Source organism: Dissulfurimicrobium sp., assembly GCF_049968175.1.
GTDB lineage: Bacteria > Desulfobacterota > Dissulfuribacteria > Dissulfuribacterales > Sh68 > Dissulfurimicrobium > Dissulfurimicrobium hydrothermale.
Genome location: NZ_JBMFRG010000054.1, coordinates 1 through 13243, shown reverse-complemented (window position 1 = coordinate 13243; position 13243 = coordinate 1). Strand labels below are relative to the sequence as shown.

At 52.0% G+C, this 13243-nt stretch carries 12 protein-coding genes, 1 tRNA gene and 1 pseudogene; 10 read left to right on the top strand and 4 right to left on the bottom strand.

Features of this window, described 5'->3' with window-relative positions; all coding sequences use genetic code 11:
• From mtnA to ACP5SG_RS07615, 3 genes and pseudogenes are all read left to right on the top strand, one after another.
• Positions 1 to 199, top strand: a pseudogene (gene mtnA / locus ACP5SG_RS07625) (S-methyl-5-thioribose-1-phosphate isomerase); the annotation flags it as partial.
• Positions 171 to 704 (top strand): tRNA adenosine(34) deaminase TadA, encoded by a 534-nt coding sequence (gene tadA / locus ACP5SG_RS07620; protein ID WP_428123254.1) that lies wholly within the window; start codon positions 171 to 173, stop codon positions 702 to 704. The pseudogene mtnA and the gene tadA, both read left to right, overlap by 29 nt.
• Positions 681 to 771 (top strand) — tRNA-Ser (locus ACP5SG_RS07615). Before tadA ends, ACP5SG_RS07615 begins: the two co-directional genes overlap by 24 nt.
• A 61-nt stretch (positions 772 to 832) precedes the next feature.
• Here the strand turns inward: ACP5SG_RS07615 and ACP5SG_RS07610 are convergent.
• Positions 833 to 2248, bottom strand: coding sequence for a cobyrinate a,c-diamide synthase (locus tag ACP5SG_RS07610; RefSeq protein ID WP_428123251.1), 1416 nt, complete (start codon positions 2246 to 2248; stop codon positions 833 to 835).
• A gap of 271 nt (positions 2249 to 2519) precedes the next feature.
• Between ACP5SG_RS07610 and ACP5SG_RS07605 the strand changes: the two genes are divergently transcribed.
• From ACP5SG_RS07605 to ACP5SG_RS07575, 7 genes are read left to right on the top strand one after another with little or no spacing between them, the layout of a single operon-like run.
• The gene (locus ACP5SG_RS07605) at positions 2520 to 2891 is read left to right on the top strand and encodes a response regulator (RefSeq protein WP_237888878.1); all 372 of its coding nucleotides are present in this window, start codon (positions 2520 to 2522) and stop codon (positions 2889 to 2891) included.
• On the top strand, positions 2888 to 4060 hold the full coding sequence (locus ACP5SG_RS07600; RefSeq protein ID WP_428123248.1) for a protein-glutamate methylesterase/protein-glutamine glutaminase: 1173 nt from the start codon (positions 2888 to 2890) through the stop codon (positions 4058 to 4060). Before ACP5SG_RS07605 ends, ACP5SG_RS07600 begins: the two co-directional genes overlap by 4 nt.
• Complete coding sequence (locus ACP5SG_RS07595) at positions 4057 to 4878, top strand: CheR family methyltransferase (RefSeq protein WP_428123246.1); 822 nt, start codon at positions 4057 to 4059, stop codon at positions 4876 to 4878. The genes ACP5SG_RS07600 and ACP5SG_RS07595 overlap by 4 nt, the downstream gene beginning before the upstream one ends.
• A gap of 58 nt (positions 4879 to 4936) precedes the next feature.
• Positions 4937 to 6847, top strand: a complete 1911-nt coding sequence (locus tag ACP5SG_RS07590) for a methyl-accepting chemotaxis protein (protein ID WP_428123244.1) — start codon at positions 4937 to 4939, stop codon at positions 6845 to 6847.
• A 14-nt stretch (positions 6848 to 6861) separates the two neighbouring features.
• Entirely contained in the window at positions 6862 to 9645 is a 2784-nt protein-coding gene (locus ACP5SG_RS07585) for a chemotaxis protein CheW (RefSeq protein ID WP_428123242.1), read from the top strand.
• Between the two features lie 33 nt (positions 9646 to 9678).
• Positions 9679 to 10233, top strand: coding sequence for a chemotaxis protein CheW (locus ACP5SG_RS07580; RefSeq protein WP_237888883.1), 555 nt, complete (start codon positions 9679 to 9681; stop codon positions 10231 to 10233).
• 37 nt (positions 10234 to 10270) lie between these two features.
• Positions 10271 to 11296 carry a DnaJ C-terminal domain-containing protein gene (locus tag ACP5SG_RS07575; RefSeq protein ID WP_428123239.1) on the top strand — a complete coding sequence of 342 codons (1026 nt, stop codon included), beginning with the start codon at positions 10271 to 10273 and terminating at the stop codon, positions 11294 to 11296.
• A gap of 45 nt (positions 11297 to 11341) precedes the next feature.
• On the opposite strand, the gene ACP5SG_RS07570 is transcribed toward ACP5SG_RS07575, so the two are convergent.
• From ACP5SG_RS07570 to ACP5SG_RS07560, 3 genes are all read right to left on the bottom strand, one after another.
• Complete coding sequence (locus ACP5SG_RS07570) at positions 11342 to 11848, bottom strand: DUF1016 N-terminal domain-containing protein (protein ID WP_424661629.1); 507 nt, start codon at positions 11846 to 11848, stop codon at positions 11342 to 11344.
• Between the two features lie 211 nt (positions 11849 to 12059).
• Positions 12060 to 12863, bottom strand: a complete 804-nt coding sequence (locus ACP5SG_RS07565) for a C-GCAxxG-C-C family protein (RefSeq protein WP_237888885.1) — start codon at positions 12861 to 12863, stop codon at positions 12060 to 12062.
• Positions 12864 to 13043: 180 nt separating this feature from the next.
• Positions 13044 to 13243, bottom strand: a 200-nt coding sequence (locus ACP5SG_RS07560) for a hypothetical protein (RefSeq protein WP_428123232.1), incomplete at its 5' end; no start/stop codon positions are given.

Here is a 13243-nt window from a genome sequence, read left to right as displayed (position 1 = left end):
GGACGGTGGTGAGGTCTTGAACCTTGGCCAAAGATACATCGCAACTCAAGGCGCAGAGGCATGGAATCCTGTGTTCGACGTGACGCCGTCCAGCCTCATCTCAGCCATCATAACGGAACGCGGCGTACTCTTTCCACCATACGGTCCTGCCATCAAGGCATGTCTGTCAGATGATTTCAAAGACGCCCCCACAATCTGACCCTGACCTCAAGCAGCTGGATCACCAGGCCTTTATGGAACTTGCCCTTGCCCTTGCCGGAGAAAGCGCCGAACGCGGCGAGGTGCCGATAGGGGCTATCCTCGTAAACGGCCGGGGCGAGATACTGGCAAGGGCCAGGAATATGGTCATAGAACTCTGCGACCCCACGGCCCATGCAGAGATACTAGCCCTGAGGGGCGGGGCGGAAAAGACAGGCAATTATAGGATTGCGAACGCCACACTCTATGTTACGATAGAGCCATGCCCGATGTGTGCAGGGGCCATGGTGCTCGCCCGTATAGACAGGTTGGTATTCGGAGCGAGGGATGCAAAATCAGGGGCATGTGCAAGCCTTTACAATATTGTTCAGGATAAAAGGCTCAATCACCGGATCGAGGTCATCGAGGGCATACTGGAAGGGCGATGCAGGGAGATGATCCAGGGCTTTTTCAGGGCAAGGCGCAAGGGTTTTTGTCACAACGGAGAGGTACCGAAGCGGTTGTAACGGGGGCGACTCGAAATCGTCTGTCCGCGTGAGCGGACCGTGGGTTCGAATCCCACCCTCTCCGCCAAGTTTGCAAGCGGCTTTAAAAACAGCGCAGCACTTTTTTAAGCCTTTTAACTGTTTTAAAATTATTCCTTAAAGACGCCCTTATGAAACCTTTTTGCGGCGTTTATCAGGCCTTCCGCCCAGCCTTTTTGCCAGAGGGCGTGGACGTGTGTATATGTGCCAAAGCAATTTTTGTAACATATACCGTCCGATGCGCCATCAAAGCCATATCCCCGAATGACCTTGCATGTGAATGCGCCGGATGTGCCTGGGTCAGCAATGACCGGTTTTGAATAATGAAATTCATGGCCCTTGATGACCTCAGTCCGCTTATAAAACGGGTTTTCACGCATGACCTCAATCGTGCTGTAGCCATGTCCTACAGGCCGTTCATGCACCACAAAATCCCAGCCAAAGACACCTGCCATCGGGTATCTTTCCCCCTTCCAGACAATCGCGGCTCCCAGATACATGAGCCCTCCACACTCTGCATAGACAGGGAGGCCCTGTTCAATCCGCCTTTTAAGCTCAGAGAGCATCTCCTTGTTGGCGGAAAGCGCCCTGGCCTGGGTCTCAGGAAATCCGCCGCCTATGTAGAGGGCGTCAATCTCCGGAATGGATTTGTCGTTTATGGCGTTTAAGAACACAAGTTCCACGCCAGCGCACTCGATGGCCTCAAGATTCTCCGGGTAATAGAACTGAAACGCCGCATCACGAAATACCCCTATTCTGAGCCCTTGAGACCTAGTCTTCCTGAAGAGTGGGGCATCCAGGCCTTCTACGTCACACCCGGCCATGTCCCCTGCATCACGAGCCGCCTCCATGAGACCTTGGGTGTCAACATGATCTTTTACAAGTTGCCCAAGCCCATCAAGGGCCTGCTCCGCCTCAGGGTATTCCTCGCAAGGCGTCACACCAAGATGCCGCATAGGAAGCGGGTCTTTTTTCAGGCGAGGAAGAGCCCCAAAGACCTTGACCCCAGCCTCCTCTTCTATCGCCCGCTTGAGCACCGATTCGTGGCGTCTCTGGGCTACTTGATTAAGCACCACGCCGGCCAGATCTAAATCTGGATCAAACGCCTTACATCCCAGACAGACCGCAGCCGCCGTCCTGGTCATCTTGGTGCAGTCAAGTGTGAGAATGACCGGGGCGCGGAGCACTTTGGCAAGTCCGGCGGTGCTCCCTGAACTCTGTGAGTCAGAGCCATCGAAGAGGCCGCGGTTGCCTTCTATGAGCCCAATATCAGCGCCACACACCCTGGTCAAGAAAGACCTTTTGATTACATCATGGGACATGAGAAAGGGATCAAGATTATAACAATTGCTTCCGTTTGCAAGGGCCATCCACCCAGCGTCTATATAGTCAGGCCCTTTCTTAAATGCTGCAATCTTAAACCCCTGCTCACGCCAAAGGCGGATAAGGCCGAGTGTCAAGACTGTCTTTCCCGATCCGCCCCTTATCGCCGAGATCACAAGGCGTGGTGGACAAGATTTTGACATGAGAAAATCCCTTCGATCAAATTTATATCATTTTGTATAACCCATAGCCCGCTGATGCGCCATGCCTCGTTTCCATAGGATATCCCCGCCACGACCCCTCCTCCTGAATCGGAGAGAATCGCTCAAGATCCCATCTAGCCCTCGAATGGTCGCCAGCCATAGGCTCCGCTTTATTTACTTGTCCATTTGATTTTTTTTGTTAAAGTCTCGATAATAAAAATTATTGAGCGGCAGGTATGGATTTTTATTTGAAAATACAGGGGGAAGGACTATGAGGGCTCTTGTAGTGGACGATTCTCAGTCCATGAGGAACATAGTCAAGTCTGGGCTGAAGAAGATGAACCTGTTTGATGAGATCGTCGAGGCTGAAAACGGGCTTCGCGCCCTGGAGAAACTCGAAAACGAAGGCCCCTTCGACCTTGTCCTCCTCGACTGGTACATGCCTGAAATGGAAGGTTTTGACTGCCTTTTGAACATCCGCAAAAGAGAGGAGTGGAACGATACAAAGGTCATGATGGTTACCACTGAAAACCAACAGGAGAACATCATCCGAGCGGTTATGGCCGGGGCCAACGAGTACCTCATGAAGCCCTTCAACGCCGACATGCTGGAGGAAAAGGTTAGGATGGTGCTCGGTCTATGATGATCAAGGTCCTGGTTGTAGACGACTCACTGGTCTTCCGAAAGATATTGACCGAGGCCCTTGACAAGGATCCAGGCATCAGGATAGTTGGGGCCGCTGCAAACGGCAAGGAGGCCTTGCAGCTGATAAGGACTCTAAGGCCGCATCTTGTAGTGCTCGACGTCGAGATGCCTGAGATGGACGGCCTTCAGACCCTGGATGAGATACGCCGTCAGAGGCTCAACGTGGGCGTAATAATGTTTTCAAGCCTTACCATCGAGGGCGCGACAACCACACTTGAGGCCCTGGCAAAGGGTGCGTTTGATTTCGTGCCCAAACCTACGGGCACAGGGGCGTTTTTAGAGAGCGTAAAGCGCATAAAGGGTGAACTTATACCAAGGATCAGGGCCTATGCCGAATCCAAGATCAACAGGGTAATACAGAGAGGCCCGATATCATCTCCTCCAACGGCGCCCGTCCCTAAAACACAGAGGCCTACAAGACAGCCGGACCACACCCAGATCCCGCCCAAACCGGCGCCAGGGCATTTAAAAGAAACCAGACCTTGCACCACCTCGGCCGCACTGGTCCTGAGACGGCTCTTCAGCCCCGAGGCCGTAGCGATCGGCGTCTCGACAGGCGGGCCGAACGCGTTGAACGACGTCATTCCGAGACTCCCGGGCAATTTCGGTCTGCCGATATTCCTTGTGCAGCACATGCCGCCTGTCTTTACAACCCAACTTGCCAAGAGGCTTAATGACAGATCGACCCTTAAGGTGGTCGAGGCGCAAGACGGTATGCTGGTCGAACCTGCAACGGTCTATGTAGCGCCAGGCGATTTCCATATGGAGGTAGACGGTGAAAAAAACAATAGGATAATAAGACTTAACCAGAATCCGCCAGTCAATAGCTGCAGGCCGGCGGTCGATGTGCTGTTTCAATCTATAGCACGGGTCTATGGGGGCAGGGCCATCGCAGTAGTCATGACCGGCATGGGCCAGGACGGCTTCGCTGGCTGCCGGGAGTTGAAGGACAAAGGGGCCGTGATCATCGCCCAGGACAAAGAGACCTGCATAGTCTGGGGGATGCCAAGGTTCGTAGCCGAGGCTGGACTTGCGGACAGGATAGCCCCGCTGGACAAGATAGCGGAATACATACTTGAATTTTCTATGAGAGGGGGCAGGAGATGATCACCCCCGAACAATTCCGCTTCTTTGCAGACCTAGTAAGATCGGCAAGCGGCATCAGCTTGACAATGGGCAAGGAATACCTAGTCGAGAGCAGACTGAATGAACTCTCAAAACTCTTGAATCTACGCGATATCGACGAACTTTACCATAAGGCCGTGCGCCAGATGACGCCTCAACTCAAAAATCAGATAATTGAGGCCATGACCACCAATGAGACATATTTTTTCAGGGATCAGCACCCCTTTGATGCGCTCAAGACCAAGGTCATACCTGAACTCCTTGCAGGAAAGGGTGCCGATGCCAAACTTAAATTCTGGAGCGCTGCCTGCTCAACAGGCCAGGAGCCTTACAGCATAGCGATGATCATAGCCGAACACTTTAGACACCTTGCAAACGGCAAGGTTGAAATCCTGGCAACCGATATCTCAAAACAGGTCATCGAAAAAGGGGCGGCCGGGAGATTCACCCAGGTTGAGGCCAACAGGGGCCTACCCATTACCATGCTCATCAAGTATTTCAGGCAACAGGGGGCGTTTTGGGTGATAAACGATGACATCAAAAATATGGTATATTTTAAAATATTGAATCTTATAGATCCCTTTACAGGGGTCAACGGTTTCGATGTGATCTTCTGCCGCTATGTCCTTATATATTTTGATCAAGAGACAAAACAGCAGATAATTCAAAAACTGGAGAAGGCTTTGAACCTAGGCGGATACCTCTTCTTCGGGGCCACAGAGACGCCGACAGGCCTTTCTCCGGCTATGGAGAGGCTGACCATAGGAAAGACCACCTGTTGGCGTAAAAAAAGACATTGAATGATGGATGAAAGGGTTTTAATTAAACATTAAAATCAACCATTAGGAGGTAAGAATCATGCCGGACATCTTGAAGACCTCAACCATCAAGACGAAACTTCTCATACTCATTACTGTCATCGGGCTTTTTTCCGTCGTCTGCGGCGTAATCTATATGAATTATACCAAAAGCCACCTGACAGACATGATGATCAAGGACCAAATCTACCACCTGCGCACCGAGGTCGACGCCTCTTTAGCAGAAAAGGGCAATTTCGGGCTCTCGGCCGTTATAGGCATTGCTGAAAACGGCACGATCTCAAAGGCCCTGAAGGAAAACGACAGAGACCTTGCGATTGCGCGTCTTAACGGCATAATCGATACCTACAAACAAAACGACAAGAATATAAAGATACATATCCATACGGCGGACCTGAAGTCCTTTGTGCGGAGCTGGGCTCAGGATAAATTCGGAGATGACATCTCGTTTCGTGATTCACTCAGGAAGGTAAAGGAAGAGAAAAAGGCCATGAGTTTTATCGAGGTGGGCCGCGACGGGTTTGCCATCAGGGCCATCGCGCCGATAATCAGGGATGGGCAGTATCTGGGGTCGGTGGAGCTTATCGAGGGCACTGGGGAGATTAGCCGCAAGTTTGCAAAGGAACAAAAGAAATACATCACGCTCTTGAATAAAGATGCCATCAATACGGCCACCCTGATAAGCGAACACGCCGATGTCGGAGGCGGATTTTATGTGGCCAATGACAAGTGGTTTGACAAGGACATGATAGATTTCGCCAAGGGCCTTGATTATCCCAGGCTTTTAAAAGACGGCTATCTCCTGACCGACAAATATTTCATAACATTCAGTCCGCTCAAGGACTTAAAGGGACAGGAGATTGGGATAAATCTGGTCGGAGAAGATGCATCCGTGTTGAAGGAAGAGATCGGGGGCATGGCTAGCGTAGCCTATACGTTCATCTCTCTGATAATCGCCCTGACCATATTCATGGCCCTTGCCATAACCTTCTTCAACATGAAGATTATAATCGGCCCGCTCAACAAGACCGTCTCCTTTGCGCAGGCCCTGGCCGAGGGCGATTTCACGACAAGGCTAGACATAGACAAACACGATGAGATAGGCGCCCTGGCAAAGGCACTCACAGAGGCCAAGGACCAGCTTGCCGACATGATAAAGGGCGTGGACAGGGCTGCGGGTTATGTGTTTGAGGAATCGAATACGCTCGGCGGCTCCACAGAGGAACTTGCAGGCGTTGCGGCTGAGGTCAGAAACAGATCGGAAGAGATAAAACACGGGGCCGAAAGGGCGGGCGCCGGGGTTTCGAGCCTTGCTGCGGCCATGGAAGAAATGACAGCCACCATCTCCGAGATCGCCCAAAATACAAACGGCGCAAGGAATATCGCGGTACAGGCGAGCGAGGAGGCCAAAAACGCCCAGGAGATCATACACAGACTCGCCGAGGCCTCGGCCAAGATAGGCGAGACCAGCAAGATCATCGGGAGCATCGCGGAACAAACAAACCTCCTGGCGCTCAATGCCACCATCGAGGCGGCCAGGGCGGGTGAGGCAGGCAAGGGCTTTGCCGTAGTAGCCAACGAGGTCAAGGAGCTCGCCAAACAGACAGGTACATCCGTCGTCGAGATCGACGAGATCGTAAAAGGACTTCAGCAAGGGGCCAAGGAATCCGTGAGTGTCGTCGAACAGGTCGTTGGGACGATTCAACAGATGACCGAGCATTCCGACAGCATCGCCGCCACCGTTGAAGAACAGACTGCCACAGTGAGCGAGATCAGCCGCCGGGCGCAGGATGTCAACTCAGAGGTCGGCGAAATAATAAATATGATTACAAACGTAGCGTCGGCCGGTGAAAAGACCAGCGAAAGTGCACAGACGGTGAAAACGGCCTCGGACAAACTGAAAGACCTCTCTGAAGAACTCAGAAAGCGTCTCGGCGTATTCAGGCTTTAAATCGGGAGGCGGCTATGGCCATAGAAAACGATATCCTCAAAGACTTTCTGTCGGAATGTAAAGAAAACCTCGAATTGCTCGACCAGCAGTTCGTCGAGCTGGAGCAAAAACCTGAAGACGCCGAACTCATAAAGAGCATCTTCAGGACTATTCATACCATAAAGGGGACATCCGGCTTCTTCGGCTTCACGACCCTTGAAGCAATCGCCCATTTCGGAGAAGATATACTCTCCAAACTCAGGGACGGGACGATCAGAAACAATGAAGACATCACAACGATGCTTTTGAGGGCAGTCGACCACATAAAGGCCATCATTGTCGCACTTGAACAGACAGGCAAGGAGCCGGACGACCTGACATACCTGGACTTCATTGTGGAACTGAGGAATTTCGCCGAGAAGGTCATAAAACAGCCGGCGCGGACATCCCCGTCCGAAACCGCCCAGACTGAGGTATCGGGTGTGGAGGCTGGGCCCAGCGCATCGACCGCTGCGATAGAACAGGCCGCCGCGACACCAAAGATCCCAGAAACAGGTACTGAAATGGGTACTGAATCGGAGACACCGACACCGCTTAGGTCGGAGGCACCGAAGAAAACAACTAACGCCTCCGAATCCGAAAGGCCCGAATCCAGTCAATCCGTCTCTCCACCGCCGACACAGCAGCACCTCACCGAGACCCATGTACGCGTAGACGTCCAGCTCCTCGACAACCTCATGAACCTAGCCGGCGAGTTGGTCCTTTCAAGAAACAGGTTGACGCAGCTCGCCAACCAGATGAACAATATCGATCTGTTGGCTGCAAATCAGCACATGAGCCTGATAGTCACTGAGATGCAGACACAGATCATGAAGACCAGGATGCAGCCGATCGGAAACGTCTTCAACAAGTTCCCCAGGATCGTCCGCGACCTTGCAAAAGCCGCACAGAAACAGATACAGCTCCGGATAGAAGGCGCAGAGACCGAGCTTGACCGCTCGATAATCGAATCCATCAAGGATCCGCTTACTCATATGGTGAGAAACTCCATAGACCACGGGATAGAACCGGCGGATATCCGTATCCAGAAAGACAAGCCGGCGGTAGGCGTATTGGTCATGCGCGCCTACCATGAAGGCGGCCAGGTGATCATAGAGATACAGGACGACGGCGCAGGCATAGATCCTAAAAAGATCAGGGCAAAGGCCGTCGAAAAGGGGCTGCTCACCCCTGAAAAGGCGCAGGCGCTCTCGGACAGAGACGCCCTCATGCTCATATTCCAGCCCGGTTTCTCCACCGCTGAGAAGGTCACCAATATCTCGGGCCGGGGTGTAGGCATGGATGTTGTGAAGACAAATATCGAAAAACTGGGCGGTGTGGTCGACCTTCAGAGTGAACCCGGCGTCGGGACAACCGTAAAGATAAAGATCCCCTTGACGCTGGCCATCATACCGGCGCTCATAGTCAAAACAGCCGGGGAACGCTATGCCATACCCCAGGTAAACCTTGTGGAGCTGGTGCATCTGCAACCCGAGACCATCGCAAGGGATGTGCAGCTCATAGGGAATGCGGAATTCTATCGTCTTCGCGGCCAGATACTACCCCTTGTAAGACTCAGAGACATCTTCAAGCTTGGGCGGGGTGCAGACGCGGGTGCCACGACATCATCATCCAAATCCAATGCCGACAATGCCGTGACAGTCGAGGCAGCCGATCATGAAACCATGAACATAGTCGTACTGAACTCGGGGGAAAGACAGTTCGGACTCGTAGTCGACAGCATAAACGACTCTGAGGAGATCGTAGTAAAACCCCTCGGTGACCACTTGAAACACATCCCGTGTTATGCCGGCACCACTCTCATGGGAGACGGTAGGGCCGCATTGATCCTAGATGTGGTTGGCATAGCGTCCACCCTAAACCTCAGGGCCGAGGAGACACTGAAGCAGACTAAGTTGGTGGCCGAAAGCGGGGTCAAGGAAGAAGATCAGCAATTCTTGCTCCTCTTTACTGTAAATCCGGACGAATTCTTCGCCATCCCCCTCGCGCTCGTAAACCGTCTAGACAAGATAAAGGCAAACCGAATCGAGCACATAAGCGGAAGGGAGGTCATTCAGTACCGCAAAAAGTCCATGCCGGTCATTCGACTGGAAAACTATCTCCCCATTTCGCCCTTGCCCGAACAGGATGAATATCACCTGATAGTCTTTAATATGAACGATAAAGACATAGCATTCCTCGTATCGAAGATCGAGGACAGTATAAATATCGCCATAAATGTAGATGAAGAGAACTTCAGGCAGGACGGCATCTTGGGCTCTGCCATCATCAGGGACCGAACCACCCTGTTTTTAGACGTATATCAAATAATAAATATGTACAACCCCGACTTCTTCATCAGATACAGGCAAGGCAGCGGTTTCCAGGGCGGCAGGATACTGCTGGCTGAAGACTCCGGTTTCTATAGAAACCTCTTGAGTTCATACCTGTCATCCGCCGGATTCGATGTGATATCCGCCGAAGACGGCCAGGATGCATGGGAAAAGCTACAGCAGGAATCCTTCGACATAGTCATCACGGACATAGAGATGCCGAGGCTGAGCGGCTTTGAACTCACCAAAAAGATAAGGGAAGACGAACGGCTGAAGACCATCCCGGTTATTGTGGTGACCTCGCTTTCCGGTGAGGATGACAAGCGACGGGCCTCCCGGGTGGGGGTGGACGCCTTCCATGCAAAACTGGAGCGGGATATGGTCCTAAAATCGGTCGAGTCGCTTCTGAACGCCCAAAAAGTTCAAAATCTTGAACAGGCCGCATAGCCAAGGTTGGAAAGTCGAAAGGAGGAAAGACAAATGGAACGGCGATCAGTAAGCGCCATACCGGCGAAGACGAATAATACAGCCCTGGCCGGTACCGACAACGGCATCGACGAAATTATAGCCGTCGAGCAGACCAGGCAGTTTGTTACATTTTATGCGGGTAAGCACTTCTTTGGCTTACCTATCGACAATGTGATAGAGATCAACCGCTGTCTCAATGTGACCCCGGTACCGCTTGCACCCGACTATGTCTCCGGGGTCGTAAACCTGAGGGGGCACATACTCACCGCCATACACCTTGGACGGCGCATAGGACTTGAAAATACAAACGAACCAAAAGAATACAACAACGTAATAGTAGGCAGGCGTGAGGAACCAATAAGTCTGCTTGTAGAACATATCGGAGACGTCATATCGGTACCCAAGGCCGAGATAGAACCGCCACCCGATCTATTGGCGGGCATCAACGTAAAATTTGTAAAAGAGGTATGTAAGCTGCCTGGCAAACTCCTGGTCATCCTCGACTGCAACGCCCTTGAAAGCCAGGGCCTCTCGAGCCGTCGCAGGAGCAGTGCCGGAAACATATAGTCAATGATATTGCTTATGAAAAAAGGAGTTTATGGTATTGGCAATCAGCCGACATGATCGTGATGGAGATCCGTGGATGGTGCTCGGTCTTTCTCCTGGCGCGAGCCGCGAGGAGATCAGGCAGGCGTACAGAAGGCTGGTGAGGCTTTGCCATCCTGATATTGCAAGGCCTTCCTTGCACGGCATAGACACCTTTTTGCGCATCAGGGCCGCCTATGAGCAACTCATCCAAGGTCTCACTAACATAACACCCGGACACACAAAGACAACGAACAAGCCAGATCGTAATGAGATCGAAGACGGGGCGTTCTTTTTTTTGAATGTCACCGCCGAAGAGGCATTTCGTGGGGCTGCAAAAAAGATAACAATTGCCGACAGGGAGGCCATATGCCCTGAATGCAGCGGCTCCGGACGCGCCTATGCGGATCCAGCGGCAACAAGAAACGGCATATGTATATGCGCAGACTGCAACGGCACAGGGCGCCGGGCCTTGGTATGGGGCACCGAAAACTTGTTTGTCGTCTGCGCCACATGCTCCGGAACGGGCTACGTAGGCCAACCGCCATGTAGGCTTTGCCGGGGCAAGGGGTGTATCGTCATAACAAGGGACATAACCGTTCGCCTACCGAAAGGGGTTAGGAACGGCGAGGTGTTGAGGCTCCAGGGACAGGGTCCATGGCGTGCGGACAAAAATGCAAGGGATCCGGCCTTTGTGGAAATAAGGGTGGAATTCCCTGAAGGCTGGAGGCTTGACGGCCTTGATATCTATACAAGACTCGACATCGACATCTGGACCGCGCTTATGGGGGGCAAGGTAAGCGTGGCGGCGATCGACAGCACCTTACTCATAGATATACCTCCAGGGCTTGCGCAGGGAGAAATCATCACCGTAGCCGACAAGGGCTGGACAAACGAGACTGGTGAGAGGGGAAGACTTTTCCTAGCTGCAAACCTGATCCTTCCCAAGGGTAAACCGCCAAATGAGGCGATGGCGCTAATAAACCTCCTCAAAAACCTCTGGCCAACAGACAATGCCAGGCGGCAGGCCCTGCCTAGCACCTAGCAAGGCAATGCGCCTATCCAGCCCGACAACTGATTGTCCATTCAGTTATACAAGCACTACAGACATTGTCGTTACACAGACAGAGGGATGACGATCCGAGGGTCCCGATGTCCATCCTGCGGCAGGCCGGCGGGTAAACAGCCTTGAATCCGGCGCCAGCCTTTGCACCTGGCGCTCTTTTAGCCTGGACCTGATGTGCTGCACCAAGACCCTTCGCGACCAGCCATGTTTGATGGTCTGGCGGGCATACCAAAGCCGAGTGTTTGGCTCGTCCAGTTTCTCCAGCAGTGTCAGGTTGTGATACCATGAAATTTGTGCAAGTGTCTCTTGTACGGTTGTCTGATCCGGCCAGGCCGCGGCAAAGGCGCGCATGTATTTGAGGTTCCGCGGCGATAACCCCTTCATGCCAGGAAAGGCCTCGCGCAGGTCCCTGGCTAGCCGGTCGATGACCTTGGCCCCCCAGCCTGACCGGGCCTGCCGCACCAGAATCATCCGCCCAACTTCCCAATACAGGAGCACCATGGCCGAATTGGCCGTTGATACATTCCGCATGCGTTCTTCCTGAATAAAGTGCGCCCAATTATCAAGACAGTAAGACGGCGTTTTTAAGTTACACTTTGAGCCTGCTTTATTAATTGTTCCTGCCATAACAAATCTCTGCCGGTGTCTGTATGCTGCGCCTTATGCTGAAAACAATATAAAATTATAAGGCCTTTGACCTTATTGACCAAAGGCCCACTCAATACAACACCCTCTTTTTTAATTAAGAGGCTTTCTCACGCTTTTTGCTTGAAGGCGGTGTTGGAACGTTTGAACCATGACATTCTTCGCAGTTGCCCTGTGCCGTTATGTCATATTCTTCCGGCGGGAATAGGCCCTTGGTTTCATATTTGCCGTCTTTCCATTCATTCAAAAGCTCTACGACACGGTAGGTTACGCTTGCAGCAACACGGGCGCACCTGTCCTTTCTCTCTGGGCTTCCAAGCGGTTTATTCGCGGCCTTCATCCATTTACCTACTGAAATATGACAAAGCGGAGAATGGCTTACGGTGTGTGGTAATCCGGCGGTTGTTTTCGGATTCTTTGGAACAAAGACCGGCATATTCGCATCCGAATACCACTGCATCACCTCGGAACCCATCAGTATGGCGTCCGTGTGGTTTTCCCATACGCTTGGTTCAAGTTTCTCTGGCCCAACTATCATATTTATGACCATAGTCGCCCCTGCAAGCGAACCGCATATCGTCCCCCAGCCGCAGGTGCCCCCTTCAAGATAAATAAAGTGATCAATGGGAAATGCCTTATAAGGCCCGCCCGCCTTTTCCCTGAGCTGGCCAAAGATACTGCTGATTACAGCTCCTCCGCAGTATAGCCTGTACCACTCCTTGTAGGCTATCTCGGCGCTCGTTGCGGGATCAAGCTTCACATAAGGCCACGGCCACCTTTCAGATGGCTGACCCTTGGCCTCTGCCGAAGGCAGGCCACTTAACTGGGCATAGGCTGCCCCCACCGCAAGCGCGCTTGCCCCCGCAATAAATCCCCTTCTCGACAACTTGTTGTCAAACATTCGATCCTCCCTGGTTAAGGTTATATTTATTTAAATATAACGATATAGAAACAAAGATTGCTTATTTTGTCAAGACTAAAAATTATCTAAAATTATCTATCTAAAAACCCTGTCTGCCCGCGCCGCCCTGAGATCTGTAAGTCGAACGGAACATACGGAACCTCGTTCAGTTGTGGAATTTCAGATGGTCCGCAAATAGTCACAGGATTTAAAATGGAATAATATCCCATCAATTTTTTGTCCCATTTTAAATTTACTATTTGCCGGTATCATTGCATATCCATCTGCCTGGCTGACGCTTGATATTGCCCCGGAGTGTTTAAATGTGTTTTCAGCGTAAACCTTTCCTTCTGCCTCTTTAAGTTTAAACGGCATTAAAG

Coding starts and splice junctions, on each gene's coding strand:
- ACP5SG_RS07565 (WP_237888885.1), bottom strand. CDS start 12,863: ATGTTTGACAACAAGTTGTCGAGAAGGGGATTTATTGCGGGGGCAAGC.
- ACP5SG_RS07570 (WP_424661629.1), bottom strand. CDS start 11,848: ATGCGGAATGTATCAACGGCCAATTCGGCCATGGTGCTCCTGTATTGG.
- ACP5SG_RS07600 (WP_428123248.1), top strand. CDS start 2,888: ATGATGATCAAGGTCCTGGTTGTAGACGACTCACTGGTCTTCCGAAAG.
- ACP5SG_RS07605 (WP_237888878.1), top strand. CDS start 2,520: ATGAGGGCTCTTGTAGTGGACGATTCTCAGTCCATGAGGAACATAGTC.
- ACP5SG_RS07580 (WP_237888883.1), top strand. CDS start 9,679: ATGGAACGGCGATCAGTAAGCGCCATACCGGCGAAGACGAATAATACA.
- tadA (WP_428123254.1), top strand. CDS start 171: ATGATTTCAAAGACGCCCCCACAATCTGACCCTGACCTCAAGCAGCTG.
- ACP5SG_RS07595 (WP_428123246.1), top strand. CDS start 4,057: ATGATCACCCCCGAACAATTCCGCTTCTTTGCAGACCTAGTAAGATCG.
- ACP5SG_RS07610 (WP_428123251.1), bottom strand. CDS start 2,248: ATGTCAAAATCTTGTCCACCACGCCTTGTGATCTCGGCGATAAGGGGC.
- ACP5SG_RS07585 (WP_428123242.1), top strand. CDS start 6,862: ATGGCCATAGAAAACGATATCCTCAAAGACTTTCTGTCGGAATGTAAA.
- ACP5SG_RS07590 (WP_428123244.1), top strand. CDS start 4,937: ATGCCGGACATCTTGAAGACCTCAACCATCAAGACGAAACTTCTCATA.